This window comes from Methylocaldum szegediense, assembly GCF_949769195.1.
In the GTDB taxonomy this organism is placed as follows: domain Bacteria; phylum Pseudomonadota; class Gammaproteobacteria; order Methylococcales; family Methylococcaceae; genus Methylocaldum; species Methylocaldum szegediense.
Genome location: NZ_OX458333.1, coordinates 3,668,761 through 3,693,617, shown reverse-complemented (window position 1 = coordinate 3,693,617; position 24,857 = coordinate 3,668,761). Strand labels below are relative to the sequence as shown.

The following is a 24,857-nucleotide window of genomic DNA, read 5'->3' as shown; positions in this document are numbered from 1 at the left end:
AATGTTCCGGCCCTTGGCGATAAGCAATTGCCTCCCTACATCAAATAGGCCAAAGGCAAGACATCGACCAAATCACCCGGTTCGACATCCGCGCGATCGTGTTCCAGCGCGATCAGGACGTTGGCCAAACTCATCGAACGAAGGATGCCTGAACTTTGACTGCCGGTCGTACGAACCTCCCAGTCCCCGGTTTCTGTCCGTTCCAGAATGCCTCGTTGATATTCCGTACGCCCCGGCTTTTTTGCTAAACGTTCGACGCACTTGGCCTTCAACATGGGCATGACGGAATATTCCTGAACGCCCATCTTCTTTTCAAGCAATGGAAGGACAAACCGATAGAAACTGACGATCGCTGCCACCGGATTTCCCGGCAAGCCGACAAAAGTTGTGCCGCCAATACTTCCGAAAGCGAGGGGGCGACCGGGCTTCATGGCGATTTTCCAAAAACCGACGGTACCGATCGACGACAGAATTTCTTTGACGAAATCGGCCTCGCCGACCGACACGCCGCCGGTGGAAATCACCACATCGGCCGCAGCAGCCGCTCGCATGAAAGCTTCCGTCAGCAATTCTGGATCATCGGGTACGGTACCCTGGTCCATCACCTTGACGCTCAAGCGCTTCAGCGCCGCATGGAGGGTATATCGGTTGCTGTCGTATACGCCGCCACCCCCCAAAGCCTTCCCGAGCGAATGGAGTTCGCTTCCGGTCGACAAGAGAGCCACCCGCGGACGCCGCTTAACCTTGACTTCACCGATTCCCATTGAGGCGATTAAGCCGATATCCGGCGGGGTCAAACGGCGTCCCGGTTTCAGAATGGTCTCACCCTGCTTGATATCTTCCCCGGCCAGGCGGACATTGTCTCCGACACGGTGTCGCCCGCCAGTCACGGAAATCCGCTCCCCATCGAAATCGACATGCTCCTGCATCAGCACGGTATCGGCTCCGTTCGGCATAGACGCGCCGGTCATGATGCGCACCGCTTGCCCCGAAAGCAGTTCTCCGACAAACGGCGTTCCCGCCAAAGCCGTCCCTACCACCTGGAACCTCGCGACGTCACCGGGTCCCGGCAGATCCTCTCCCCTCAAGGCATAGCCGTCGACTGCCGAATTGGTGTGCGACGGAACATCAATGGGCGAGACCACGGGCTCGTGCAGAACTCGGGAAACGGCTTCGAGCAAGGCGACTTGCTCATAACCCTTGACCGGCGATACGGCACTCAGCATATGGGCTAAAGCGTCATCGACATGAAGTGCGCCGGGCTCTTCATTATCGCTGCAACTCGGTTGGATAATCGTAGTCATGTCGAAACCCGTTCTTCGGAAACCTTTGTACCGGTGAAATGGTACTATCGGTGATAGATATGAGTGACGATGGATTCGAAAATATCCGTATCCCGAACATGCCGAGAAAAGGCCGCGGAGCGGTGAGCAATCGGGATTCCCGCTATTCGAAGACCGTGCGCGAGAAGATCGACGACGGCTGGTGGCCCGAGGATGCGCCCCCGCTGACAACCAGCGTGACTCATGAGACCGCTCGCAGCATTATCACCCATAACCGTTCGCCAGACATCCCGTTCGAGCTCTCTATCAACCCCTACCGGGGCTGTGAACATGGCTGCATCTATTGCTATGCACGCCCCGGCCACGCTTACATGGGATTGTCACCGGGAATGGACTTCGAGACCCGCCTTTTTGCCAAATCCGACGCGGCCGCTCTGCTTCGGAAGGAACTGAGCGAGACAACCTATCGTCCGTCCCCGATCGCTTTAGGAGCCAACACCGATCCCTATCAACCGATCGAGAGGGAATGGCGCACCACCCGTCAAATCCTCGAAGTACTCCGCGATTGCCGCCATCCGGTCAGTATCACCACGAAATCGGCATTGATCGAGCGCGATCTCGACATCCTGTCAGCCATGGCTCGAGATCATCTGGCCCAAGTTCAGATCTCGATCACCACACTCGATAAAGGTTTGGCGCGAATCATGGAACCCCGCGCAACCAGCCCGCAGCGCCGCTTGCAAACGATCCGCACACTAGCAAACGCCGGCGTACCAGTTACCGTAATGGTGGCCCCGGTCATTCCGGTTCTGACCGATGCCGAGCTCGAAACCATCCTTACGCAAGCTGCCGAACACGGAGCCATCCGGGCCAATTACATCATGCTGCGACTCCCCCTTGAAGTAACCGAATTGTTCCGTGAATGGCTGGAAACCCACTTTCCCTTGAAAGCCAAACATATTCTGGCGCGGATCCGCGATCTCCATGGCGGCAACCTGTACGACTCGCGTTTCGGGGTTCGTCAGTCCGGGTCGGGTATTTATGCCGATCTGATCCGGAAACGTTTTCTGCTGGCGCTCAAGAAAACCGGGCTCAACACCGTGGAAATCCGATCCAATTCGGAGCTTTTCCGACGACCCGTCGATGGTCCGGTGCAAACGAGTTTGTTCTAACGTGGGGGCAAGCGGATTTGGCAGTCCCGGGATCGAGCCTGAAAAAACGGATTGCGACAAAAAACCCGCCGAGCCTTACCGCTCGCGGGTTTTTCTGACTTCTTCCGGACTTTTCGCTCTTAAGCCATGTGGCGAGAGAGCCCATCTAATCACACTATATCCCATTGATTTCTTTGAAAAACAAAATTCGTGTCGGGAAAATTGCCCCCAGACTTGCCCCACTGTTTCGGTTACCAAATCTCCGCGAATAGCTAAAAAGGGAAAGGGGTCTGCTGTTATCAGACCCCTTTCAACAGAAAAGCATGCTCTTAATGCTTCCAGTCCCTATATTTATCAAGCACAAAGGCTAGAATCTATGGGGCGAAGCCACCGACGAGCAAAAAGCTTCATGCGCATCAACTGTCCACACTGTGGAGGCAAGGCCGCCATCACCAGTAGGCACCCCCAAACCAAGACAGCCGTGAATCTCTATTGTCATTGCCGGAACGTCGCCAGCTGCGGCGCCACATTCGTCTATTGTCTCGCCCTCAGTCACACCATCAATCCGCCGGTCAACGTCACCGCCCAACTCGCCGCAACTATCATCAGAGCGCTCCCCGCCGAGGAACGCGCCAAGCTGCGCGGCATGGTCGATCTCTAGCTATCTGATGGCCCAAGGCCCTCACCGCCACCATTGGCGTTGGCCCACACGATCTGGCCCATCCGTGCCGCCGGATATATATGCAAGTCTAGTGCCAAAACCTGCGCCATCATGATTTGGCACGATTTTTGCTTTTAAACCCTACCCGCCCCGAACGCGAGCCGCGCACTCCTCCCCGCCTGCCGGGTTTTTGGCATTTTTTTGCATTTTGCAGATGGGGATGCCCCCGAAATATAGGATTTCCATAATAAATTCATAACATTAGCTGCCCTTTCGAAGTAGCTGTTGCCACTGCACTGCAAAATGTTGCAAAAAAACAACATCTCTTGCTATGTTCTCGCCAGGCAAAAACCCAAGCGGATAGCGGCCCTCACCGTTGCTCGGTCTACGAGCCGTCGCAAAACACGTCCCGAGGGCGATAGGCCAGACAACCGCCAATCGCTTCTTTTCCTGAAATCTGGTCTAGTGCTCCGTCGCAACATTCCGCACTGGGCGGTTCTCGGCAACGAGCGAGTGGCGGAAAGCGTCTATTTGGGCCGTTTTCTGGGCATCTGCGTGGTACCTATGTACCATGCAGATGCCACCAAGAGGCTTTTCGGGCCATCGTATTGAAAACAGCGGGAACAGCTTCTTCCTCAAGGCCGCCGTGGAGGCATCGCAATGCTGATCGCCCATCGCATCGCGCTCGATCCAAACAACGTGCAAGCGACCTACTTTGCCCGCGCCGCAGGCACGGCCCGCTTTGCCTATAACTGGGCGCTGGTCGAGTGGAAGCGGCAGTACGAGGCATGGAAACTGGACAACAGCCTACCCAAACCCACGCAACACGCCTTGCGGCGGCAACTGAACGCCATCAAGCGCGAACAGTTTCCGTTTTAGGCAGGAATGAGCAAGTCTGACGGTGCCGCCCCAGAACACCAGCCGCACCTGCCCGGAGTGTGGTCATGTGTCTGCCGACAACCGGCGCACACAGGCCCGCTTTGCCTGCGTCGAGTGCGGTTTCGAGGAAAACGCCGATCTGGCCGGCGCGATCAACATTCTCAGGGCGGGACACGCCCGTTGCGCCTGTGAAGTGAGCGATGCAGAAGTGTCGCCAGCAGCAGGAACCCACCGAAGCGACTCAGGAGCGGTTAAATGCCTCGCCTGAGCGCCGTAGGAATCTCCGGCCTTCAGGCCGGGGAGGATGTCAAAGAACGGAAAACGCGAAATGAAAACCACCAAAAAGATCGGAAACATTGCCATATCTGGCCTCCAGAGAGCCAGTCGCTTCTTGCGCCGGCTGTCTGTCTCGATCGGCCTTCCTGCTTTTCGTCGGGGCACCAGCCTCAGGCGTTACGTGTGGATAAGCGTCTTCGCTGTATGGGGCCTCGTGTCTATTCTGTCGAACGACGCCCCATCGACCATTGTGGCAAGCGATCGCGGTACGAAACCGCCGGTTTTGGCGATAGCGCCAGGCCAAGGCATTCAAGCTGCTCCCATCGCCAGTGTGGGCGATGCCTGCCTGCGTGCACGTGGCCGAGGACGCAATCGAAACCGTGAAGAAAGAGCCCTCAGTCGATGCCAGATTGGGACCAACTGAGGACTGTTTAGAGATACAGAGGATAAGATTTGATTATCGGGGGATGCGGGCGAATTGTCGAGCCGGAACCGTTAAAAATACTCTATCCACAGCCGGCCCCCTCGCCAAGGCGCCTTCAACCCGCGGCGAAGGCAAGTTCGTTGACCAGCTGCTGCCCGCTCATGGGCTGCCCGTAGTTGTTTACGTGCAGGTCCCGGAACTGGAAGCCACCACCCTTCGAGGAAATTTTGTTGGCAATGCCGCCAGCGGGTACGTTGGCCCACATCGACGCCGAAAGCGCAGCGGGCGGCGGCACCGGAGACGGCGCAGACGGCACGATAACCGGAGACGGCGCAGACGGCACGATAGCCCTAACCAGCGAGCCGACGCCTGGGATCTGGGCTATCTTTCCGAGTACCCCATCGATGGCGGCGGAGATTCCGGCGAACGGGTTCAGGCTGGACAGCCAACTGGTGAAGCGGGTCCACCAATCGCTGATCTGGTCGAACTTGGCAATCAGCCAGTTAACGGTTTCGTCCCACCATACTGGGAGCTTGTTCCAATACTCGATCAGGTTGTCGACCAGGGCAAAGAGTCCAGATGATTCGCCCAGTGCGCTGGCCCATTCGATCACGGCCGAGGTCCACTGGTCCCAATAGATGACCGCGGCGGCAATGACCGCCACCAAAGCGGCGATACCGATGACGATCCAGGTGATCGGATTGGCGAGCAAGGCGAGGGTAAAACTCACGATGGCCGGCACTGCGTCGAAGAGGACGACAGCGACGAACTTGCCGAGCGCCGGGAGCATGTTGAGGATGGCGAACTTGAGTACGCCGAACGCCGCTTGCCAACCAATCATCAGGAACTTGGAAACGCCCACGGCGATAGAAAGCGCCGAAATTGCGGCAATCAGGCCGAACACAGCGAGCGTGCCTTTGCCGATAAGGGCTGTGAGCTTTGGGAATCGATCGGTCCAGCCGATCATCCGCTTTTCGATCTCCACGATCTTGTTGAGCGTCGGCATCATGGCATCGATCATTTTCTGCCCGACGGCGATCCTGAGCGCCTCGACGCCCCTTGTTACGCGGTCGAAGGGGTCTGCCAAGATCTGGGCCATCTGGGTCAAGTCTTGGAGACCGCGAACCTGGCTGATTTCGTCTATGTTGGCCTTGAGGCCCTCGAGGTCGACCATCAGAGTCTGAATAAAAGAAACCGCCTCCTTACGGCCGAACGCCTTTTTCAACAAATCGGCGTCGGCGACGGTAAAGGTTTCCCCGAACTTGCCCCGGATGCGCTCCAGGATCTCGACGACAGATAGCATCTTCCCCTGGCTGTCGGTGAACTTGAGTCCAAGCTTTTCTTGCGCCTTGCCGACTCCTTGGAGGAAGGAAACGTATTTCGTGGCCGCTTCCGCCCCTTTAAAGACCCCTTGCAGCTTGCCGAGCACCGCGACCTGTTCGTGCATCGGCCTATTGACGTTCGTCGCGGTCGCGGCGAGGCCTTCGAACGCCTCGGCCATTTGCTGGCCATCGGTCCTGAAGATTTTCGCCGCGCGCGTGACTTGCGCCGCCATCAGCGCCACCCACTCGGCGCGCCCCATGGCGTCGGCCTGTTGCTTGAACACGTTGTACATGGAGGTCATGACTTTGGTGATGGTCGCGGCATCCGATTCCGCGCTCTTGGCCAGCAAGTTGCCCACATAGGTGAAGCGCGCGATCTCGTCTCCCGTGAGATCGTCGATCCCGCTCTTGATGGCGGCGGCGCTTTTAACGAAATCGGCCGCGCTATCGCCGAACTCGACTGAAAAACTCTTGGCCAGTTTGTCCAGTTGGGTGAGGGTTTGCATATCCCCTCCGAGCGCTTGGACGGTACTCAGGGCGTTATTCATGGCCCGCGCGGGGCCAACCAAGTTGGCGACGCTGTAACCCGCGCCGACTAGCCCCGCTACGCCGTAGCCGATACGCTGGAAGCCGGCTTCGGCCTGCCGGGTCATCCGGTCCAGCGACTGGGAAATTTGGTTGGCAGGACCGCTCACGCGGTTCAGCAGGGAGACGATAAATGTAAGCCTATTGTTCATTGATATCTGCCTTCAATGTGGCGTATGGCGGACTTTCCACCACAGCGTGGAAAAACAACTCGCATCCCCCCCCCGCCGGACGAAACCTACGCGCGCTGTGCTTCGCACTGCTTTCGCGCAAGATCCTGCCTCAACTTAACGATGGTCATCGGGTTTTTAATCTCGGATCTGGTGAAGGGACGGATGTCCGGCTTCCGTTCTAACAGGGCCAAGGCGCCGCCGGAACCCAAATCCAGATTAAATCCTTCAAGACTTTTGGCGAGGTGGCGCTTAATCTCACCAAAAGCTAGATCGGTAAGGTTGTCGCGACCATAGGCGTCAGAGGTTATACCCGTCTTGACCATCCTCTGAGCCATCTTAAGGGCCAGTTCCTTCAGCTTCACGGCCCGAAGCAAGCGGTCCCGGATGTCATCCAGGATCAAGGAAACCTCAGAATCGACAACGCTCGAAACGGCTCGTTCCCAAGAAGAGTAGTACCTCTCCGCGGCCAACATCGCATAGGGCCGGTGTTTTTCCTTCTCCTGAAGCAGTTCGTCGGCGAAGGCTAGATATTGCTCGGCCAGGCTCAGCGCCGCCTTGTGCTTGGCGGTCAGCTCGTGAAGTTTGGCTTTATCGACGCTCTCGTCACGAATGAGCTTGTCGATAGCTTCCTTGTGCGATGCCGCCTCGGCTTCAGATTCCTTGGCCAGGGCCTGCTGTTGCTCGGCCCGGGTCTGTAACGCGTTGAGCTTGCTTCGCCACTCCAAGAATTCGGCTTGAGCGTCATTGAATGCGTCCAGGGCTTCCTGGGTGGCGATGGTCGTAGTGGTTTCGGTAGTACTCATCATGGTCCTCGTTGGTTGTGGGGAAGGTCGATTTTTGTTCCAGTCGTTAATGTTTTTTCGGGAAAGCGTTTTTTCAGGTGTAACAGGTGTAACAACCTCTGAAAGCCGCGCCGTTGCTGATTTTCTGTTTTCGCACTCTGTTACACCTGTTACACCTGTTACACCTGTTACACCTGTTACACCTGTTACACCTGTTACACCTTGTTACACCTTGTTTTTGCCCTCGTGTAACAAGCCCCCTCCCTCTGGAACCCGCGTAATTGCTAGGTTTTTCTTAGCTTGTTACACCTGTTACACCCGGTTTTTGGCCTACCCGGAAACGGTTACGGCATTTCCCACATCTTGGGGGTAAATACATAGCACCGGGTCTGCCTGCCAAAGCCAGGAAGCCTTTGATTCTGTGAGCTTTTGCCCTGTTTATCAGGCTCCAGCCAGCCGTGTTCTTTAAGCACTTGCGCGGCCCGATCTGGGTTGAGCCCCGCGCATACCTCGCGCTTGAACGCCTCGGGCAGTACATAGTAGGTGTAGCCTTCGGTCTGGCTCCGGCGCCGGAATCCCACGCGATTGGCGACGACGCGCCGTTCATCCTCCACGCTGTTGGCGACGCGTTCGGCGGCCTCCCAGTCGGAGAAACGGCTTTCGCCGTTGGCCTCGAAAAAGGCCCGAACTTGCGACAGGATCGCCGTTACCTCGTGGTCGCCCGCGCCACCACGCTGGTGGAGCCAATCAGCAAAGCATGCCTTGACCGCCCACGTGCCTTCTCCTGGGTCCCAGCCGGTTAACCCGAATTCGCCAGCCAGTTCGATCGCCGCGGCGACCAGGCCGAAGCGCTTTGCCACGCGGTCCACCTGACCGCTCGCCCCGCGCGGCACGACATCGGCTACGAAACGGGCGATAGCGGTTTTCAGACGATCGGGCAAAGTCTCCTGGATCTCGGCAACACGCTCGATAAACGCAATACCCACGGCACCGTGATACTTCGCCGCAGCCTCGCGGATCGCCACCGACAGCTCGGCGCCCGACGGATAGCCGTTGAGCCGGTCAAATACGCCGAACCCGGTAAAGGGCGCGGCGGGAATGTCGGCGAGCCGGTTTTCTTGGCCGGCTTTAATCGTCTTGCCGGCCGCCGCCATGTGATCGGCCAAGCTGATTTCACCGCTCGATAGGAAAAGGAGCCGCCATGAGGGGGCTTTGCGCAGCCCGGTGTTGTCGGCCATACGAAGCTTCGGCTGGCCGTTGGCCAGCATGTAGGCGATGTTCCCGGCCTCACGGCCGTCCACCTGGCCCATCTCGTCGAGGATCAAAAGCGAGTCATTCCGCGACGTGGCCAAGCCCTCCAACCCGTTGCCGGTCGCCCGCCACTCCTTTCGGAATGAATCGTCCCCAGATGGTTGCCCGTAAACCGAAGCCGCCGCCCACAGGAGCGTGGACTTGCCGCAGCTGCTATCACCACGGAAGTGGGCGCCGCCGGATTCCTCGCCGGGCACGAACTGGAGCAAGGGCGCGGCGAAGGCAAAGCCGATAGCCGTCATCAGTCTGGAATTGCCAGCGGATAGCTTGGCCACGGACTCCCGCCACTCGGCGACGCTGCCGCGCTGGCGAAAGTCGCCCGGCCCCGAAGCGCCGTTCTGGTACAGCACGCGCTCACCTTGCCGCTCGCCGAGGGTTTGGGTCGGAAGGACGTACACCGGGCCGTGCCAGCCGATCCGGTTGACGCAGCGCACCCGAGCGCCAGGTTTGCACTCTTTGATATAGCGGATCAGAAGATTGCGGGATTTGGAGCCGACGCCGACGATGAGGCCGCCGTCAGCCAATACCGAGCAAACGCCGGAAGGCTCGCCCTCCAGCATGGCCATGGGGATGGTCCAAGCGTGGGCGTGCCCGTCGCGGTCGTTCCATTCAAGCAGGCGCCCCCATTGCGTTTGATCCTTGCTCCGGGTTTCGGCGGTAACGAACAAAGGGCTGCACACGAAGATTTTTCGTTTATCGGTGGCTTCATCCTCGCCTTCTTCCAGGAAGAAGAGCCCTTTGTCGGTCAGCTTGAACCCTTTCGGCAGCTCGGACTTCGCGGCCGGCATCCCAGTCCCGGCACGCTCGGCTTGTCTGATTTGCTGCTTGACCACCTCAAGCCCGGCCAGCGCCCCCAGATCGTTAAAATCGGTGGGCTGCTTGCCGTGCTGTCTCTGGAACGCGGAGGCTTGCTCTGGCGTGAAGCCAGGTACCGCCAGCGCCGCGCCCGTAGACTTGGCCGCTTGCTCGGCGTACTTCACGGCTTTGCCGGCATCGCCCAACACGATCAGCCGGGCCTTGGGATAGCGCGCTCGCAACGCCGTGGCGACTTTCGGCAAGTTCGCGGCCGACAGCGCCGCAATGGCCAGGTATCCGGTTGCCTCGCGGGCTGATAAAACGGTCGCAATGCCCTCACCGAGCAGAAGCACCAGGCCGGCCCCATCGCCGTCCGGTAATGGCTGCGCCGCCCAATAGCCCCCGCTCTTCGGCCCTCCGGCGAGGGCAGACTTGCGGCCGGTGGCATCGATGAACTCGGCTGTCGCGCGTCGGCCGTCATGCTCCACGAAGGCCACCAGCACGCGACCGGCCAGCGGTTCGTCGTCGCTTTTGGGCGCATAGCCTATAGCTGTGGCCAGTCGATCCGCGGGAATCTCGAAGAGAGTTTCAGTCGGCTTAACCCCTTTGCGGATCAGATAGGGATGATTCTCACCGGCCGGAACCACGATCCGCGCCAGCTCCGCAGTCTTCCTCTCAGCCGCCCGGGCTTTCTTGGCCCGGTCTGCGGCCTCACGTTCCGCGCGCCGCGCCCGTTCCCGCTCGCGCGCCTGGCGCTCGGCCTCGGTTTCCTCGTGGGCTTCGCCGTCCGGCCGCCAGCCGGCATCGAGGGCCAAGCGCCACAGGGTCGCGACGGTGGTCGCGCCGCCGGGCTTGATGGACTTCCAGGTGTCGCGGCAGTCAGCCGGCCGGTAGGACTGGCCGTCCCTGGACCACGCATCGAACAGCTCAAAGCCGGCATCGCCCAGGGCATCTTTGACAGCCATCCCGATCGACACCCACGTGTCGCGGTCACAGTCGGGCGATAGATAGGACAGAGCGGCCCGGACGTTGGCAGCCGTTGGTGGGATAGTCCCTTTCCGGCTTCGCGCCGGCCTGCCCTGGGCAGCCTCGCCGAAATGAGCGGTGGAGGATCCGGCCGACTGCGATTGAGTATCGCCACGATCGGCGGTGAAGGCCTCGGCGGCCGACCCCGCCGGAAGCGGTTGTGTCAGCTCGAGGGAAGGCTTGGTCACGGCCATCTACCACCCCCCGATGTCCGCAATCTCGACGGTTGCCCTGAGCAACACTCGATAAGCCTGGTCAAGCCGCTCGCCGACCGGCGAGGCCTCGCCCGTCAGATCGCGGAGCCGGCGCAGCTCCTGCGTTGCCGCGCAGCGCCAGCGAAGATCCGCCTCGCTCAGGTTGGTGAACCGGCATTTCGAGGAAGGCTGATTTTTTCTCTGCGGTCGGAATTGGATAACGTTGTTCATTGGGAACGCTCCAAACCAATTCCGAACTGGCGCTCGAAGTCCTTTAAAACTTTCTTCGCGATTTCCATGTCTTCGCGGATTGCCGAAGCAACCTCGGAGACATCTTGAGGAAACAGAATGTCGCGCTCATCCGAGGCCATCATCATCACACCGGCCAGGCCCCGAACGCGGTCAATGATCCGTCCGAGTAGTTCAGTGTGGGAGTAATCTCTTCGCGTAATTTCCGCGATGGCTTCGCGGCACTCCGGAGTCAGTCGCGTCAGCATCAGATTGAGCTCTCTACCCATGGCTGCGTCCTCCCTTGGTGAAGCCGTAGGCGGAAAACATCTCCTCCCAACGCGCGCTACCGTTCTCGAAATATTCGTGCACTTCCTTGGCGGTCGAATGGTCCAGGCGCAGCACATTCAAAACGTGCTCTAAGCTGGCTCGATCGATCTGTCGAAGTCCGGTCAGATCGACCTTGAAACGGTTGCCGTAATAGAGCGAACACAGAACCGACACGATGACGCGAGCGCTATCGGTACCCGGGTGTTGCTCAACGAAGGCCAAAAGGGCTTTCAGGCTGGCGATAAGGTCTTCTTTTTTCGGTTGAGATGCTGCTAAGCGACCTCCTTCCTCCAAAGCAAGCGTCAGCAGATAGACCAGCTTGAAGAACGGCATCGTAACGAGCAGATCTTCGTTATCGGCCAGCGGGAATTGCTGTAGGGCGATGCGCGTAGCGCGCGCAATGAGGGCAATATCGGGGCGGTTTTCGCCCGTGGATGGAGTATTCATGATTGGCTCCTTGAGATTAAGTGGAGCCGCCGGTCCCGTTTCCACGCGGGATGAGGCGGCGAACGACACACGGGGTGGAAAACCGGCTCTCAAGGACACCGGCCAGGCCGAAACCTGCCCATGCGCCGCCCGCCATAGACAGAAAGCAGGCGTAAAAAAACGCCATGGTGAGGCGTTTAGTCGCCTTGAGATTATTCGGGTTTCCACGCCCGGCTACTGTTTTTTGCAGCAGCGCGAAAAGGATGGGCCGGCTTGTGGGCTTTGTCAAGACCATGGCTTGTCCTCCGGTTTCACAAGAGCCGCAAAGCCATGCCGATAGTTGTCGCCAGCGTAGCGATCGACGATCGATCGGACAGTTTCGACGTCGCCTCCAATAACGAGAGCCCGTAAGCACCGATCAGACCAATCACCTATCTTCAGGTAGGGCCATCTGCCGGAATAAATGATGCGGCGCCGGAGCCTTTCCAAAAACTCAAAGACGGCGTCTTTATAGTCGGCGGCCGTATCGGGGTCATCTGCTGATTTGGTAAAGCAAACTACGCGGCAAACCGGGCAATCAATCGAGTAGTGCAAGGCTACGCTGTATCGGCCTCCAGAACTCGCTATCACATACCTTGGGTCAGACTCCCAGCTCGGTAGAGCAAAAGCGATCTCCCGTGGACGTTTTGCCTGGCGCTTGGCCTCCTTGTACGCCCGTTGGATTGTAGAGGGCAAAAACCCTGCAAGCACCCCGGCGCTTAGCACGTCCGGGCGGCTCCCAATTTCAACGATACGGGTAAAGTCTGGCGCGTGGGTCGTCGCGGGTATCATGCGGCGGCCCCCCGCGCGGTTGCGCGCCGCCGGCGCTCCTCTGCCGTAATCCGCAGACGCGATGCTAACCACTGCTCCAGCTCGTGCCGGTAATAACCTACCGATCTGCAACCCAACGCCACGGCCACCGGGAACGTAGGGTCAAAATATTTGCTTTTGGGGTTTTGTTTTTCCGCAAATTGGGTCTTTCCCAAGCCGGTGATTTTTCGGGCTTCCGCCGGGCGAAGTATTTCGAGTTTCGTGGTCATTTTTGGGCAGCCCCCGTTGTTTATCGGTTTAAAGAGCTTGCACGGACCGTCGAAAGATTTCAGTCGGGTTATTGCGCCCGCGATATCGCGATTGACATCTCGGCAGATTTATGACGCAGCGATCAACACGCTTATTACCGGGCTCGGAACGAGCCACGAGGGTTTACGCCATGCTGCGTAAACGTCCGGAATCCCCCGGCTTTCAAGCCGTGGGGAGGTTCAAGGTCTTAGTTTTCTTTGGGCGGCTCGGGCCGGCGGGCGTCGGCCTGTAGGCGATAGCAGTCAAAGCACGGATCATTTCGTCGGATATCATGGTTTCCGCATCGGGGCGAGTTTGTGCACTGATCGCCTGAGCTGGGTTGCTGTGCTGGCTCTTTTCCTCCGGAAATAGCCTTAACCTCGAATAAATTTCACCATCATTCTTAAACGGGCAATTCATCACGCGGGAAAAAATCGTCAAATCTAGAAAGGGCAGCAGCTGATCCTTGCACCATGTGTGACGCAACCTCTCAAATTGGTCGTGTGATTGGGGTAGCTTCAAATCGACAGATTTAATGCCAAGCCGAGCGCATAGATGTCACGTCCCGTATGATTATTTACCGAGAAGGCGTTATGCTCTGTTTGAAGCCCGGAGCCTTCTCCAGGAGATCTTTGGTTCGTCCAAGTAAGGTCCATCACCATGCAGATTCGTCTTCATAAGAACGCCCGTACCACCCCAGCCGTTCGGCAGGCCATTCAAGCGTCCACGTTGAGCGAGCGCGCCTTGGCCCAAAAGCATGGCATTAGCCGAACGACCGTCCGCAAGTGGAAACACCGCTCCTCGGTCGAAGATGCCTCGCATCGGCCCCACACCCTCAGAACCACGCTCACGCCCGCCCAGGAAGCCATCGTGGTCTACCTCCGCCAAGCTCTGCTCCTCCCCTTGGATGATCTCCTGGCCGTGACCCGGGAATTTCTCAATCCCGCCGTGTCCCGTTCCGGGCTAGACCGCTGCCTGCGCCGCCACGGGGTGGCGTCCCTCAAGACCCTGCTTCCGCCTACAGAGAAGGCGAAGGTCAAACCCTTCAAGGCCTATGAGCCCGGCTTCCTTCACCTGGATGTTAAGTACTTGCCCGCCATCGACGGCGAACCCCGCCGATACCTGTTCGTCGCCATCGACCGCGCCACCCGCTGGGTCTATGTCGCCCTCAAGCCCAACCGCTCCGCCTTAAGCGCAAAGGACTTCCTCAAAGCGGTGATTCAGGCCGCGCCTTTCCGCATCCAGAAATGCCTGACCGACAACGGCTCGGAGTTTACCGACCGTTTCCTGACCCGAACTCGGCAGCCCTCGGGGACGCATGAGTTTGACCGCCTCTGTACTGAACAAGGCATCGAACATCGCCTGATTCCGCCGGGCCGGCCCCAAACGAATGGCCTGGTGGAACGCTTCAATGGCCGCATCGAGGAGGTGTTGCAAACCCATCACTTCGATTCAACCGCCGATCTGGACACCACCCTGCACCGCTATGTCGAGCTGTACAATCATCACATTCCCCAAAAGGCCTTAGGCCATCTCACCCCGATTCAAGCACTCAAAAACTGGCAACTGTCCCATCCTCATCTTTTTCGAAAGAGGGTTTACAATCATGCGGGACTTGACACATAGATTCCTTCTACAAGCTAGCGCTTCCGCGATAAAAACGCTTTCGTCAGCCCAGGGATCCACGCTTAAATAAATCCGATCCAAAGGTAATAAATCTCGGCGTTTCTCCCCAATTACTTCATCGACTGAAAGCCTCTTAAAATCGCTGTCTAAAACCACATCCTTGTAGTCCCCGGTAATATCAGATGGATATCCCAATAATTTGCGGTATATCTCGTATTCTTTGGGGTCTGTAATACGAACGCCGACTTTCATAGGGCCGTATCTTCCCTCGTCTTGGGATGGTGAGTTACGAAACCCGCGGTCCACGCAACTGACGATATCGTATTTCGGCTCCATATAAAATTCGGCCACATGAACGACTTCCGATAAACGCTTTGCTTCAGTGAAGCTCAAAGGTTCCACACTGGTCCTTTGATCACCAAGCTCAAACTTCACATATTGGTTTAGGCCAGGCTCTTCGTCCAGGAGTTCTTGCGGGTCTCGGAAAATATCAAGGAAGTAGCCACATCCTCTCAGACGCTGGCAGGCTTCATTAAGGATTCTTTTCTTCCCGCGGCTTTTTCTTAAAGTATTAAGTAATTCCTCAATCCTCAGTATTTCCTCACGGTCAACCAATTCCCCGCTCTTAAGCAACGCCTCAAGATTCTTAGGCCATTCATCAAGATATCTCTTCTTCTCGTCGCAAAACTCGTAACAAAACTTGCGCCCTTTCAAAACCCTAAGCCATGTTTCCAGGCTCCAGCGCTTGCAAGCTTCGTAGCGGGATAACTTAAACCACCTTAAATCGGTCGGCGGAACACTAGACATCAAATCCCCCTTTTGGCTTTCCCCTTACGATAGGAGCCGCGCCATTCGGGTAAGGGAGCCCGATTTTCGCCCGGCCAAAGGCTAGGCGCGGCAAACTGTGTGAACTCAGTATGCTTTCGGCAAACCTGCTTGTTTCAGTATCTCGTTGGCGGAACGCAGGCTCAACGCGATACCTCCTATAACCGTTTCATGAATCCTTGAGTGTCGACAGTCTTCATTTCATGGGCTCAGCGTATACCGAATTGCGGCGCGGATAGCGGAATGATGTCAGCGCCGTTCTTCAAGCTATCCAGGTAATCGGCCCAGGCCTGCATCATCTTCCGCCGCTCGGGCAGGTGTTCCGCCCGGTGGTAAGCCGCTCGAACCTTGTTCCGTTCGGCGTGCGCTAGCTGGCGCTCGATGGCGTCCCGATTCCACCCTTGTTCATTGAGGATGGAGCAAGCTGTAGTCCGGAAGCCGTGTCCGGTCATCACGTCAGAACCGTAACCCATGCGCCGCAGCGCTGCATTGACGGTACCGTCGCTCATCGGTCGGTCTCTCGATCGTTCGCTGGGGAACAGGTAACGTCCGGTGCCGGTGAAGGGGCGGAGTTCTTCCAGGATCACCAAGGCTTGGCGGGACAGCGGTACGATGTGAGGCTCTTTCATCTTCATCTTAGACCCCGGAATCCGCCACTCACCCCGCTCCAAGTCGAACTCGGACCACTCGGCCTGCCGCAGCTCGCCGGGGCGGACGAACACCAAGGGCGCCAGGCGCAGGGCGCAACGGACGATGAACGATCCCTCGTAGCCATCGATGACGCGCAACAGCGCCCCTACGTCCTTCGGATCGGTAATCGCCGCGAAGCTTTTCTTGGTGGAAGGCGGTAGCGCGCCACGAAGATCGGCGGTCGGATCGCGCTCGGCCCGGCCGGTTGCCACGGCGTAGCGGAAGACCTGGCCGCAGGCTTGCTTGGTACGGTGTGCCGATTCCAGCGCCCCGCGCGCCTCGATGCGCCGCAACGCAGTCAACAGATCGGCAGCCTTCAGCTCGGCGATCGGCCGCGCGCCGAGCCAGGGAAGAATGTCCTTCTCGATGCGGCGAACGATGTTTTCCTTGTGGCTGGGCGCCCAGCGCGGGGAAAACTTTTCTAGCCACTCCCGGTAGATCGCCTCGAAGGTTTCAGATTCCGCTGTCTTGGTGGCTTTCCTTTCTGCGCTCGGGTCGATGCCTTGCGCCACCAGCTTGCGGGCATGGTCCCGCTTTTCGCGCGCCTCCTTCAGGCTTGTTTCCGGATAGGTGCCCAAGGAGATCCGTTTCTCCTTGCCGTCGAAGCGGTACTTGAACCGCCACCACTTGCCCCCGCTGGGGGCAACTTCGAGATACAGACCGCCACTATCGTACAGCCGAACGGGCTTTTGGTGGGGTTTCGCGTTGCGAATCGTGTTGTCGGTAAGGGGCATGGGGGCAACTGTCCTCCGAGTCCGGGCGATTGCCCCTAATGTTGCCCCCAAGTTGCCCCGGCTTCAACCGATCTTTACCGGAAGTATTCGGGCAACAAAAAACCCGCTGGGCGTTAAACCATGCGGGCTTCTCGGATTTTGCCGGACTTCTCCGGGATCTCAACTGGCGGAGAGAGAGGGATTCGAACCCTCGATACGGTTTTGCCGTATACACGATTTCCAGTCGTGCGCCTTCGACCACTCGGCCATCTCTCCGAAAACGCGCCATTGTAATTGAAAATATGGAGACTGTCAGCTTTCTCGATTCTCAACCGGCGTTATTGCCGGCCAGAAACATCCAGGTCTCAACCACGGAATCCGGATTGAGCGATAGGCTCTCGATACCTTCCTCCAGCAACCAGCGCGCGAGATCCGGGTGGTCGGACGGTCCCTGTCCGCAGATGCCGATGTACTTGCCGCGCCTGCGGCAGGCCTGGATGGCTTGACGGATGAGGGCCTTGACCGCCGAGTTGCGTTCATCGAAACCGCCGGCGACGAGGCCGGAGTCCCGGTCTATGCCCAACGTGAGCTGGGTCAGGTCGTTGGAACCGATGGAAAAGCCGTCGAAAATTTCCAGGAACTCGTCGGCCAGCAAAGGGTTCGAGGGGATCTCGCACATCATGATCCATTTGAGCCCATTGACGCCACGCGGCAGCCCAAAGTCATGAAGCAGTTCGGCAACCCCGCGCGCCTCTTCCAGGGTACGCACGAAGGGAATCATGACCCACACGTTCTCCAGCCCCATGTCCTCGCGCACCTTTTTGAGGGCGCGGCATTCCAGTTCGAAACAGTCCCGGAACGACTCGTGCACATAGCGTGAAGCGCCGCGAAAGCCGATCATGGGATTTTCTTCCTTGGGCTCGTAGGTCTCGCCGCCCAGGAGGTTCGCGTACTCGTTCGTCTTAAAGTCCGAGGTCCTGACAATCACCGGCTTCGGCGCGAAAGCGGCCGCGATCATGGCGATGCCTTCGGCCAGCTTGTCGACATAGAAGCTCACCGGATCCCGGTAGCCGGCCATACGCTCGCGGATCGCCAGCTGGAGCTCCGCCGGTTGGCGGTCGTATTCGAGCAGGGCTTTCGGATGAACGCCGATGGTCCGTGCGATGATGAATTCGAGCCGGGCCAGCCCGACGCCTTCGTTCGGCAGCTGGGAAAAGGCGAAGGCACGCTCCGGATTCGCTACATTCATCATGAGCTTGATCGGCACCTCCGGCATCTCGTCCAGGTTGATCTTGCTGACTTCGTAAGGCAGTTCGCCTTCATAGATATAACCCGTATCGCCTTCGGCGCAGGACACCGTCACCATAGTGTTGCGCTGGATCTTGCGGGTGGCGTCGCCGCAACCGACGACTGCCGGAATGCCCAGTTCGCGAGCAATGATCGCCGCGTGGCAGGTTCGCCCACCACGATTGGTGACGATGGCGCTAGCCCGTTTCATAATCGGCTCCCAGTCCGGATCAGTCATGTCGGTGACCAGCACGTCACCCGGCTGCACCAGATCCATCTGCGACGCGCTGGCGATGACCTTGGCGAGCCCTTTCCCGATACGGTGCCCAACGCTGCGCCCCTGTGCCAGGACCTTGCCTTTCTGCTTCAGCCGATAGCGCTCCATCTCACGCGTGACACGGCTTTGCACCGTCTCCGGTCGAGCCTGGAGAATATAGAGCCGACCGTCGAGGCCGTCCTTCGCCCATTCGATGTCCATGGGCCGCTGGTAATGTTGCTCGATACGCACCGAAAGCCCCGCCAACTCTTCCGCTTCCTGGTCGGTAATGGAAAAACGCCGACGATCTTCCTCGGGCGTGTCGACGGTGACCACTGCCTTGGCAGGGTCGTAAATCATCTTCACGGCTTTCTTCCCGATGCTGCGGCGCAGCACCGCCGATTTCCCGGCCGCGAGAGCGGGCTTGTAGACGTAGAACTCATCCGGATCGACCGCGCCCTGTACCACCAATTCGCCGAGGCCATAGCTCGATGTGATGAACACGGCGTCGCGAAAACCCGATTCGGTATCTAGGGTAAAAATCACCCCGCTCGCAGCGAGGTCGCTACGCACCATCCGCTGCACGCCGGCGGACAAGAGTACTTTGCGGTGCTCGAAGCCTTGGTGTACGCGATAGGCGATAGCCCGGTCGTTGAAAAGAGATGCGAAAACCTGCTTCACCGCGCGCAACACGCCGTCCAGGCCTTGCACGTTGAGGTAGGTTTCCTGCTGGCCGGCGAAAGACGCGCTGGGAAGGTCTTCCGCGGTTGCGGAAGAGCGCACGGCGACCGAAAAATCCTTGGGAGACTCGCCGGCCAAGCGGCCGTAAGCTTCCGTGATCGCTTTTTCCAGCCCCGGGGTGAAAGGGGTGTTCATGATCCATTGGCGAATGGTTTCGCCGGTGCGCGCGAGCGCCGTGACATTGTCCACGTCGAGCCGATCCAGCTCCGCCCAGATGCGTCGGTCCAGTCCGTTTTGAGCGAGAAAATCCCGATAAGCTTCGGCCGTGGTGGCGAAACCATCGGGCACCGTGACCCCCGCTTCGGAAAGGTGGCTGATCATTTCGCCCAGGGAAGCGTTCTTGCCGCCTACCCGCCCTACATCGTCGATCCCTATCTCATCGAACCAAACCACGTAATCGTTCATCGGTCACCCCGTGTCACTTGCCGAGCGTGCGAAAACCTACGGCGCGAGGGCTTTCTCACGGCTTCGCTGCCTTTGATTCCGGTATTCTATGGGAATAAAGCACCGCATGGTAAGGAAAGCATGAAGCGCACCGTCTTCTTCGTGTCCGATCACACCGCCATCACAGCTGAAACGTTCGGGCGAAGTCTCTTGAGCCAGTTCGAACATATCGAGTTCGAGCGCATCACGCAGCCATTCGTCGATTGTGAAGCCAAGGCCCAGGATTTATGCCGACGCATTACCGAGGCGTATGCCCGAGACGGGCAGGCACCGCTCGTGTTCAGCACGCTGACCGACGAGCGGCTACGCCATATCCTGAAAGACAGCGAAGCCGTGGTGTTCGATCTTTTCGAGGCTTTTCTCGACCGCATGGAAACGACGCTAGGACAGCCTTCCGCCCAAGCGATAGGAAGAGCCCATGGCCTGGGCAACGCAACGCTCGGGCGGGGACGCGTGGAAGCATTGAAATTCGCCATAGACTGTGACGACGGCGTCGGTTTGGACGCCTACGACAAAGCGGACATCATCCTCATCGGCGTTTCACGTTCTGGTAAGACTCCGGCCTGCCTGTTTCTTGCCCTGCACTACGGGATCAAGGCCGCCAACTACCCGCTGACCGACGAGGATTTGAAGCTTTCCGGGCTGCCGGCAAATCTGCGCTTGCATCGCAAGCGCTTGTTCGGTCTGACCATGACCCCCGAGAGGCTCCATCAGCTCAGAGAGGAACGAAGACCTACGAGCCGCTACGCCTCGCTTGATCAATGCCGGAACGAAATCCGGGCTGCGGAGGCGCTGTTCCGGTCAGCGGGCATTCCCTATTTGGACACCTCGACCATGTCGGTGGAAGAAATCGCCGCAAATATTCTCCACCACAGCGGGCTGAAGCGCGTGCGGTGGTAAACGCTCAGCGTCCCAACTGCAGCGTATTCTGCTTATCCACCGAACGCTCCGAACGCTGCACTGGCTCCGGCGCCTTCGGCTTCAAAGTCAGCTTGGCGATGCTCGTCCACGATATCATGAACAGCAACAATCCCAGCGAAGTCGCCATGAGGCGGTCCGGCTCCTTCATCCAGAACAGAACCCATTTCGGTTTGATCAGACCGACGACAAAAATCAAAATCGAAAGGCCCACCAGGCTTTTTAAGAAGATCAACATACGGCTCTCCAATCGTGTTTTCGTAGTACTAATTTTCCAGAAAAAACATAAGGAAAACGGGCTTTTGACAGCATTCGCCGACAAAGCGTTCGCGATTAGACAACAATTTGTTCACCGAGACTAGACGGTGGAATACGCGGTAAACGCCGGTACACTACGCTTTGGCCGCACAGAAGCGTAGCCCGACCTGCGGCAGCGAACCCGGGCCCCTTCAGTTTCATCACACGCCAGGGCTTAGGTCCTTCGAATCAGGGCTTCGCCGTCAAAAGTGATACCCGGCCAACCGTAGCGCATGAAGGTCCTGATGTTCTTGTGGCTGTCACCGTTCGGGTTAGACAGCACTTCGGCGTAATGCTCACCGAACAGCGCGAGGGTTTCCTTCTCGGATAATCGGTGCAGCCGGCCGAAATAGAAAATCTTGCAGGACCCTTCGTTGCTGCCTGCTTCATTAACCACTCGTTCGTCACCCCTGCCGTTGGTGAAGCGGGTCGGCCGATACTCGTAATGTAGGCCGATCATGTCGAGGGTTTCTTTGAAGGTCACGGGTTGGTCTTGTTTGACTTTGGAGATGAATGCTTCCAAGGATGCAGTCATATGTTCGATCAAGAAATAAAGCTGTGTTTCAGTTGATTTCGAGTTGGGATCGCATAAATCGCGACGCCTAAAATCGGAAGCTTAACGGGCGAGCATCGGTTCCAGTTTGTCCCAAACCTGGCGAAACAGCATCGGCTGGGCCTGGCGGTTGGGATGCAGGCCATCAGCCTGCATCAGATGATCCTGACCGCCGACACCTTCCAGAAGAAACGGCACAAACCCCGTGTCATGCGTTTCCGCGAGCCGGTAAAACACATTCCTGAACATGTCGGCGTAACGCTTACCGTAGTTCGGCGGTATCATCATTCCCAGCAGCAACACCTCGGCACCGGCAGCCTTGGAACGGATGATGATTTCGCTCAGATTGGCCTCCAGCTGCTTGGGCGAAAGTCCGCGCAAGCCGTCGTTGGCGCCGAGTTCGAGAATCACCACTGAAGGCTGGTGCCGCTTCAAGAGCGAGTCGATCCGGGCAAGCCCGCCGGCGCTCGTCTCTCCGGAAATGCTGGCGTTGACGATCTCGACACCCAGTGGCCGAACCTTCTCCTGCAACATGGCCACCCAGCCGTGGTTTATCTTTTCCAAACCGTACCCGGCACTGATACTATCGCCCAGAACGAGAACAGTCTTTGCCTGACCCAATCCCGGCAGCACAATAAAAACAATGAAGGAAATCAAAAATTTTCGCATGAGACAGCAACGGATCGAAGCATTGGAGAACGACGACGCAGAGTTCGTCATTCGAGCGGAAAAGCTCAGCAAATACGTCATCACCGCGGATGGTCGGCTGGATATATTGACAGCAGTGGACCTCTCGATCAAACCTGAAGAAACTCTTGCGATTGTGGGCGCTTCGGGATCGGGTAAATCGACCTTGCTCGGCCTGCTGGCGGGGCTGGACTTACCATCCTCCGGCCGCATCTGGCTCGCCGGCTCCTGCCTCACCGATCTGGACGAGGATGGCCGGGCACGACTTCGCAGCGAATACGTCGGCTTCGTGTTTCAGTCGTTCCAGCTCCTTCCCAATCTCACTGCGCTGGAGAACGTGATGCTGCCTCTGGAACTTGCGGGAGCCGGCGATGAAGCGCGTAGCCGCAGCCTGGCCATGCTTGAACGGGTAGGCCTCAGCCACCGATCCAAGCACTATCCGCGACAGCTTTCGGGCGGCGAGCAGCAGCGCGTCGCCCTGGCCCGGGCTTTCGTCACCGAGCCTAAAATCCTATTCGCGGACGAACCTACCGGCAATCTGGACAGCAACACCGGCAGAACCATCATCGAATTGCTGTTCGAACTGAATCGTGAGAAAGGCACTACGCTGGTCCTAGTCACCCATGACGAGTCCCTGGCCTCCCGTTGCGAGCGATTGGTCCGCCTGGATAGCGGGCGCATCGTGGCGGATTCGTCGCGACCTTGAGCGGTGTGTGTGGGCGTTAGAGCGCTTTTCACCAGGCGATACGGCACGAAAGAACGAAGCCGGTTGTTGCCGGCAAGCTCTTGCCGTTCAAAGTGTTGGAAAGGATTCCTAGCCTACGGCACCTCGCCCGATGAGACCCATCGGCCCAAGGTTGCCAGGCTACGAGGACGGGCTGCCTAGCAAATCTAGCAAGATATCGATGTCCACCGGCTTGACCAGATGGTGGTCGAAGCCGGCTTTTCGCGAACGTTGGCGATCTTCCTCTTGCCCATATCCGGAGACCGCAATCAAGCGGGTTCTGGCGAGCCGTGGGTCGTCCCGCATGCGAAGGGCCACCTCGTAACCGTCCATCTGCGGCATACCGATATCCAATAGCACGACATCGGGTACTCGCTCCTTGATCAGATCGAGGGCGACTTTCCCATCGTAGACGACCTGGACTCGATAGCCGTACGCTTGGAGCAAGGTCGACAAAGAATCCGCCGAAGACGCATTGTCGTCGACCACCAAAACATATTGACCGGCATGATCGCCCGCAGGCGAACCAGAGTTCGTTTCGCGCTGTTCCAGGGCAGAGGAAGGCGCTGTCGCTGTAGGCAAACGGATCACGAATTCGCTGCCCCGATCGGGACCCTCGCTGAATACCTCTACCTTGCCGTTATGTAACTCGACAAGCTTTTTGACGAGCGACAGCCCGATTCCCAAGCCGCCTCGCGAACGCGCCAGCGACCGGTCCTCTTGCGTGAACGGCTCGAAAATGCGCGGCAAAAGATCGGGCGAGATGCCGGTTCCGTTATCGCGAACCCGCACGATAGCCTCGTCGCGTTCGATTTCGACGACGACCTCGATCTGCCCCTCGACATCGGTGAATTTGGCGGCGTTATGAATCAAATTACCGATGATCTGGACACAGCGCGTGCCATCGCCGTACACCCAGACCGGTTCGGGAGGAACCCGAACCTTCAAATGGTGGCGGCGGTCATCAATCATGGCGCGGTTGGTCTCGATCGCCTGAGAAACGACGCTTCTCAAGTCGAGTGTCTTATTTTCTAGCACAATCTTTCCCTGCGTAACCCGCGCAACATCCAATAAATCGTCCAAGAGGCGCGCAAGATGCGCGGTCTGATCCTTAATCACCCGACAGGCCCAGTCGTGCAAGTCCGCGTGGCCCTCGGGTTTCCGTCTCATCAGCTCGGTCGCGTTGACGATAGCGGCGAGAGGATTGCGTAGTTCGTGAGCCAGCATGGCCATGAACTCGTCCTTGTGTCGGTCGGCGTCCGCCAATTCCTGCATGCGTTGCCGCAACTCCGCTTCCAAACGCTTACGTTCCGCGACTTCAGCCTCGAGTAGCCGATTCTCGAGCAGGGCGGCGGTCCGTTCCGAAGCTTTCTGCTCGAGTTGGCGACGAGACTGATCCAACGCCGTGCGCACTAGCAAGCGCTCGCTGGTGTCAGTCAGTACAGCACGGTAAAACAGGCAGTGCCGGTCATCCCGTGCCGATGAGGTATGCATTTCCACCGGAAGATGCCAGCCTCCCTTTCCTACCAGGCGGAGTTCCATTGTCAGGCTGCGACGCTCGTTCCGGCTTTGTGAGAGATGTTTTAAAAACGTTTTCTGATCGGCCTTGGCAACGAAACGGACGAAGGGAAGCCCAATGAGACTGGGACGCTGCCGAGCCAGCATTCCAGCGGCGGTCAGATTGATCTCCCGTATTATGCCGCGCTCATCCATGGTCAAGTAACCGGCCGGGGCAAAGTCGAAAAGATTCACGTAGCGGTCTCTGGACTCATGCATCGCCTCCAGTGTTTCCCTAAGCTTGCGGTTTTCGGTCTCCAACTCGAGCACACGGGCATCAAGATCGCGAGACGACGCGTGCTCCGGCTGCCCGGATGACTCCCCGACATCCGCCAGGGTTTCAAGTTTGCTTTGGGCCTCGCATTCGTCCGTCTCTTTAAGTGTGCTCTTTTCCGTCTTCTTCGACATCGTGTCGTCTCCCCAGCATGCGCCAGAACTTCCCGAACCGGACCCTGTAACTGAACCGGTACGCTGGATTGAAACTCTAACACAAGGGACAACGATCAGGCGTGGCCATCTCCCGTATCGTCGAAACCGGCGAGCGGTCCGATACGTTGTCGGCATGAGAGATACTCCGACTTTCGCGGATTTACAA

23 protein-coding genes and 1 tRNA gene are annotated in these 24,857 nt (G+C 58.2%); 7 read left to right on the top strand and 17 right to left on the bottom strand.

Annotated elements, in window-relative coordinates:
- Positions 1 to 35: 35 nt before the first annotated feature.
- On the bottom strand, positions 36 to 1,304 hold the full coding sequence (gene moeA, locus QEN43_RS15985; RefSeq protein WP_026609341.1) for a molybdopterin molybdotransferase MoeA: 1,269 nt from the start codon (positions 1,302 to 1,304) through the stop codon (positions 36 to 38).
- A 59-nt stretch (positions 1,305 to 1,363) separates the two neighbouring features.
- Between moeA and QEN43_RS15980 the strand changes: the two genes are divergently transcribed.
- The 4 genes from QEN43_RS15980 (at position 1,364) to QEN43_RS15965 (ending at position 4,242) form a co-directional block, all read left to right on the top strand.
- Positions 1,364 to 2,455 (top strand): PA0069 family radical SAM protein, encoded by a 1,092-nt coding sequence (locus QEN43_RS15980; RefSeq protein WP_051331454.1) that lies wholly within the window; start codon positions 1,364 to 1,366, stop codon positions 2,453 to 2,455.
- Positions 2,456 to 2,843: 388 nt separating this feature from the next.
- Complete coding sequence (locus QEN43_RS15975; RefSeq protein WP_026609340.1) at positions 2,844 to 3,095, top strand: ogr/Delta-like zinc finger family protein; 252 nt, start codon at positions 2,844 to 2,846, stop codon at positions 3,093 to 3,095.
- Positions 3,096 to 3,755: 660 nt separating this feature from the next.
- A complete protein-coding gene (locus QEN43_RS15970; RefSeq protein WP_026609338.1) occupies positions 3,756 to 3,974 on the top strand; it encodes a helix-turn-helix domain-containing protein in 219 nt (72 codons plus the stop codon).
- Between the two features lie 22 nt (positions 3,975 to 3,996).
- The gene (locus tag QEN43_RS15965; protein ID WP_202901082.1) at positions 3,997 to 4,242 is read left to right on the top strand and encodes a zinc ribbon domain-containing protein; all 246 of its coding nucleotides are present in this window, start codon (positions 3,997 to 3,999) and stop codon (positions 4,240 to 4,242) included.
- Between the two features lie 547 nt (positions 4,243 to 4,789).
- Here the strand turns inward: QEN43_RS15965 and QEN43_RS15960 are convergent.
- The 8 genes from QEN43_RS15960 to QEN43_RS21840 all read right to left on the bottom strand — a co-directional run bounded on the left by QEN43_RS15960 (position 4,790) and on the right by QEN43_RS21840 (position 12,925).
- Positions 4,790 to 6,649, bottom strand: a complete 1,860-nt coding sequence (locus tag QEN43_RS15960; protein WP_317963399.1) for a phage tail tape measure protein — start codon at positions 6,647 to 6,649, stop codon at positions 4,790 to 4,792.
- A 170-nt stretch (positions 6,650 to 6,819) separates the two neighbouring features.
- Positions 6,820 to 7,557, bottom strand: coding sequence for a hypothetical protein (locus QEN43_RS15955; protein ID WP_026609335.1), 738 nt, complete (start codon positions 7,555 to 7,557; stop codon positions 6,820 to 6,822).
- A gap of 323 nt (positions 7,558 to 7,880) precedes the next feature.
- Positions 7,881 to 10,862 carry a DUF927 domain-containing protein gene (locus QEN43_RS15950; protein ID WP_317963398.1) on the bottom strand — a complete coding sequence of 994 codons (2,982 nt, stop codon included), beginning with the start codon at positions 10,860 to 10,862 and terminating at the stop codon, positions 7,881 to 7,883.
- Positions 10,863 to 11,093, bottom strand: a complete 231-nt coding sequence (locus QEN43_RS15945; RefSeq protein WP_026609334.1) for a hypothetical protein — start codon at positions 11,091 to 11,093, stop codon at positions 10,863 to 10,865. It lies immediately after the preceding gene.
- A complete protein-coding gene (locus QEN43_RS15940) occupies positions 11,090 to 11,380 on the bottom strand; it encodes a hypothetical protein (protein ID WP_026609333.1) in 291 nt (96 codons plus the stop codon). Before QEN43_RS15940 ends, QEN43_RS15945 begins: the two co-directional genes overlap by 4 nt.
- Complete coding sequence (locus QEN43_RS15935; protein WP_156912655.1) at positions 11,373 to 11,867, bottom strand: DUF7673 family protein; 495 nt, start codon at positions 11,865 to 11,867, stop codon at positions 11,373 to 11,375. The genes QEN43_RS15940 and QEN43_RS15935 overlap by 8 nt, the downstream gene beginning before the upstream one ends.
- Positions 11,868 to 11,883: 16 nt before the next feature.
- Positions 11,884 to 12,141 (bottom strand): hypothetical protein, encoded by a 258-nt coding sequence (locus QEN43_RS15930; RefSeq protein ID WP_317963397.1) that lies wholly within the window; start codon positions 12,139 to 12,141, stop codon positions 11,884 to 11,886.
- A gap of 532 nt (positions 12,142 to 12,673) precedes the next feature.
- A complete protein-coding gene (locus tag QEN43_RS21840) occupies positions 12,674 to 12,925 on the bottom strand; it encodes a helix-turn-helix transcriptional regulator (protein ID WP_084161651.1) in 252 nt (83 codons plus the stop codon).
- Between the two features lie 679 nt (positions 12,926 to 13,604).
- Between QEN43_RS21840 and QEN43_RS15925 the strand changes: the two genes are divergently transcribed.
- A complete protein-coding gene (locus QEN43_RS15925; RefSeq protein ID WP_317963396.1) occupies positions 13,605 to 14,570 on the top strand; it encodes an IS481 family transposase in 966 nt (321 codons plus the stop codon).
- Here the strand turns inward: QEN43_RS15925 and QEN43_RS15920 are convergent.
- The 4 genes from QEN43_RS15920 to ppsA all read right to left on the bottom strand — a co-directional run bounded on the left by QEN43_RS15920 (position 14,469) and on the right by ppsA (position 19,487).
- Positions 14,469 to 15,377 (bottom strand): hypothetical protein, encoded by a 909-nt coding sequence (locus QEN43_RS15920; RefSeq protein ID WP_026609328.1) that lies wholly within the window; start codon positions 15,375 to 15,377, stop codon positions 14,469 to 14,471. The two genes, QEN43_RS15925 and QEN43_RS15920, sit on opposite strands and share 102 nt — an antisense overlap.
- A 227-nt stretch (positions 15,378 to 15,604) precedes the next feature.
- Positions 15,605 to 16,819: a tyrosine-type recombinase/integrase gene (locus QEN43_RS15915; RefSeq protein WP_317963395.1), complete on the bottom strand. Its 1,215-nt coding sequence runs from the start codon at positions 16,817 to 16,819 to the stop codon at positions 15,605 to 15,607.
- Between the two features lie 164 nt (positions 16,820 to 16,983).
- Positions 16,984 to 17,074: transfer RNA gene (locus QEN43_RS15910), tRNA-Ser, on the bottom strand.
- Between the two features lie 52 nt (positions 17,075 to 17,126).
- On the bottom strand, positions 17,127 to 19,487 hold the full coding sequence (ppsA, locus tag QEN43_RS15905; protein ID WP_036267861.1) for a phosphoenolpyruvate synthase: 2,361 nt from the start codon (positions 19,485 to 19,487) through the stop codon (positions 17,127 to 17,129).
- 120 nt (positions 19,488 to 19,607) lie between these two features.
- Between ppsA and ppsR the strand changes: the two genes are divergently transcribed.
- Positions 19,608 to 20,426, top strand: coding sequence for a posphoenolpyruvate synthetase regulatory kinase/phosphorylase PpsR (gene ppsR / locus QEN43_RS15900; RefSeq protein WP_026609325.1), 819 nt, complete (start codon positions 19,608 to 19,610; stop codon positions 20,424 to 20,426).
- A 4-nt stretch (positions 20,427 to 20,430) separates the two neighbouring features.
- Here ppsR and QEN43_RS15895 read toward each other — a convergent pair whose 3' ends face one another.
- From QEN43_RS15895 to QEN43_RS15885, 3 genes are all read right to left on the bottom strand, one after another.
- Positions 20,431 to 20,682, bottom strand: coding sequence for a hypothetical protein (locus QEN43_RS15895; protein ID WP_051331451.1), 252 nt, complete (start codon positions 20,680 to 20,682; stop codon positions 20,431 to 20,433).
- A gap of 234 nt (positions 20,683 to 20,916) precedes the next feature.
- Positions 20,917 to 21,276 carry a HopJ type III effector protein gene (locus QEN43_RS15890; protein WP_026609323.1) on the bottom strand — a complete coding sequence of 120 codons (360 nt, stop codon included), beginning with the start codon at positions 21,274 to 21,276 and terminating at the stop codon, positions 20,917 to 20,919.
- Between the two features lie 81 nt (positions 21,277 to 21,357).
- Positions 21,358 to 21,963, bottom strand: coding sequence for an arylesterase (locus tag QEN43_RS15885; RefSeq protein ID WP_026609322.1), 606 nt, complete (start codon positions 21,961 to 21,963; stop codon positions 21,358 to 21,360).
- Here QEN43_RS15885 and QEN43_RS15880 point away from each other — a divergent pair.
- On the top strand, positions 21,962 to 22,687 hold the full coding sequence (locus QEN43_RS15880) for an ABC transporter ATP-binding protein (RefSeq protein WP_051331450.1): 726 nt from the start codon (positions 21,962 to 21,964) through the stop codon (positions 22,685 to 22,687). The two genes, QEN43_RS15885 and QEN43_RS15880, sit on opposite strands and share 2 nt — an antisense overlap.
- A gap of 159 nt (positions 22,688 to 22,846) precedes the next feature.
- Here the strand turns inward: QEN43_RS15880 and QEN43_RS15875 are convergent, their stop codons facing one another.
- On the bottom strand, positions 22,847 to 24,670 hold the full coding sequence (locus tag QEN43_RS15875; protein ID WP_051331449.1) for a hybrid sensor histidine kinase/response regulator: 1,824 nt from the start codon (positions 24,668 to 24,670) through the stop codon (positions 22,847 to 22,849).
- Positions 24,671 to 24,857 lie beyond the last annotated feature (187 nt).

What these genes read in the sequence shown, in the direction of transcription:
- moeA (WP_026609341.1), bottom strand. Translation starts at nt 1,304, where the DNA reads ATGACTACGATTATCCAACCGAGTTGCAGCGATAATGAAGAGCCCGGC.
- QEN43_RS15980 (WP_051331454.1), top strand. Translation starts at nt 1,364, where the DNA reads ATGAGTGACGATGGATTCGAAAATATCCGTATCCCGAACATGCCGAGA.
- QEN43_RS15975 (WP_026609340.1), top strand. Translation starts at nt 2,844, where the DNA reads ATGCGCATCAACTGTCCACACTGTGGAGGCAAGGCCGCCATCACCAGT.
- QEN43_RS15970 (WP_026609338.1), top strand. Translation starts at nt 3,756, where the DNA reads ATGCTGATCGCCCATCGCATCGCGCTCGATCCAAACAACGTGCAAGCG.
- QEN43_RS15960 (WP_317963399.1), bottom strand. Translation starts at nt 6,649, where the DNA reads ATGACCCGGCAGGCCGAAGCCGGCTTCCAGCGTATCGGCTACGGCGTA.
- QEN43_RS15955 (WP_026609335.1), bottom strand. Translation starts at nt 7,557, where the DNA reads ATGAGTACTACCGAAACCACTACGACCATCGCCACCCAGGAAGCCCTG.
- QEN43_RS15950 (WP_317963398.1), bottom strand. Translation starts at nt 10,862, where the DNA reads ATGGCCGTGACCAAGCCTTCCCTCGAGCTGACACAACCGCTTCCGGCG.
- QEN43_RS15945 (WP_026609334.1), bottom strand. Translation starts at nt 11,093, where the DNA reads ATGAACAACGTTATCCAATTCCGACCGCAGAGAAAAAATCAGCCTTCC.
- QEN43_RS15940 (WP_026609333.1), bottom strand. Translation starts at nt 11,380, where the DNA reads ATGGGTAGAGAGCTCAATCTGATGCTGACGCGACTGACTCCGGAGTGC.
- QEN43_RS15935 (WP_156912655.1), bottom strand. Translation starts at nt 11,867, where the DNA reads ATGAATACTCCATCCACGGGCGAAAACCGCCCCGATATTGCCCTCATT.
- QEN43_RS15930 (WP_317963397.1), bottom strand. Translation starts at nt 12,141, where the DNA reads ATGGTCTTGACAAAGCCCACAAGCCGGCCCATCCTTTTCGCGCTGCTG.
- QEN43_RS21840 (WP_084161651.1), bottom strand. Translation starts at nt 12,925, where the DNA reads ATGACCACGAAACTCGAAATACTTCGCCCGGCGGAAGCCCGAAAAATC.
- QEN43_RS15925 (WP_317963396.1), top strand. Translation starts at nt 13,605, where the DNA reads ATGCAGATTCGTCTTCATAAGAACGCCCGTACCACCCCAGCCGTTCGG.
- QEN43_RS15920 (WP_026609328.1), bottom strand. Translation starts at nt 15,377, where the DNA reads ATGTCTAGTGTTCCGCCGACCGATTTAAGGTGGTTTAAGTTATCCCGC.
- QEN43_RS15915 (WP_317963395.1), bottom strand. Translation starts at nt 16,819, where the DNA reads ATGCCCCTTACCGACAACACGATTCGCAACGCGAAACCCCACCAAAAG.
- ppsA (WP_036267861.1), bottom strand. Translation starts at nt 19,487, where the DNA reads ATGAACGATTACGTGGTTTGGTTCGATGAGATAGGGATCGACGATGTA.
- ppsR (WP_026609325.1), top strand. Translation starts at nt 19,608, where the DNA reads ATGAAGCGCACCGTCTTCTTCGTGTCCGATCACACCGCCATCACAGCT.
- QEN43_RS15895 (WP_051331451.1), bottom strand. Translation starts at nt 20,682, where the DNA reads ATGTTGATCTTCTTAAAAAGCCTGGTGGGCCTTTCGATTTTGATTTTT.
- QEN43_RS15890 (WP_026609323.1), bottom strand. Translation starts at nt 21,276, where the DNA reads ATGACTGCATCCTTGGAAGCATTCATCTCCAAAGTCAAACAAGACCAA.
- QEN43_RS15880 (WP_051331450.1), top strand. Translation starts at nt 21,962, where the DNA reads ATGAGACAGCAACGGATCGAAGCATTGGAGAACGACGACGCAGAGTTC.
- QEN43_RS15885 (WP_026609322.1), bottom strand. Translation starts at nt 21,963, where the DNA reads ATGCGAAAATTTTTGATTTCCTTCATTGTTTTTATTGTGCTGCCGGGA.
- QEN43_RS15875 (WP_051331449.1), bottom strand. Translation starts at nt 24,670, where the DNA reads ATGTCGAAGAAGACGGAAAAGAGCACACTTAAAGAGACGGACGAATGC.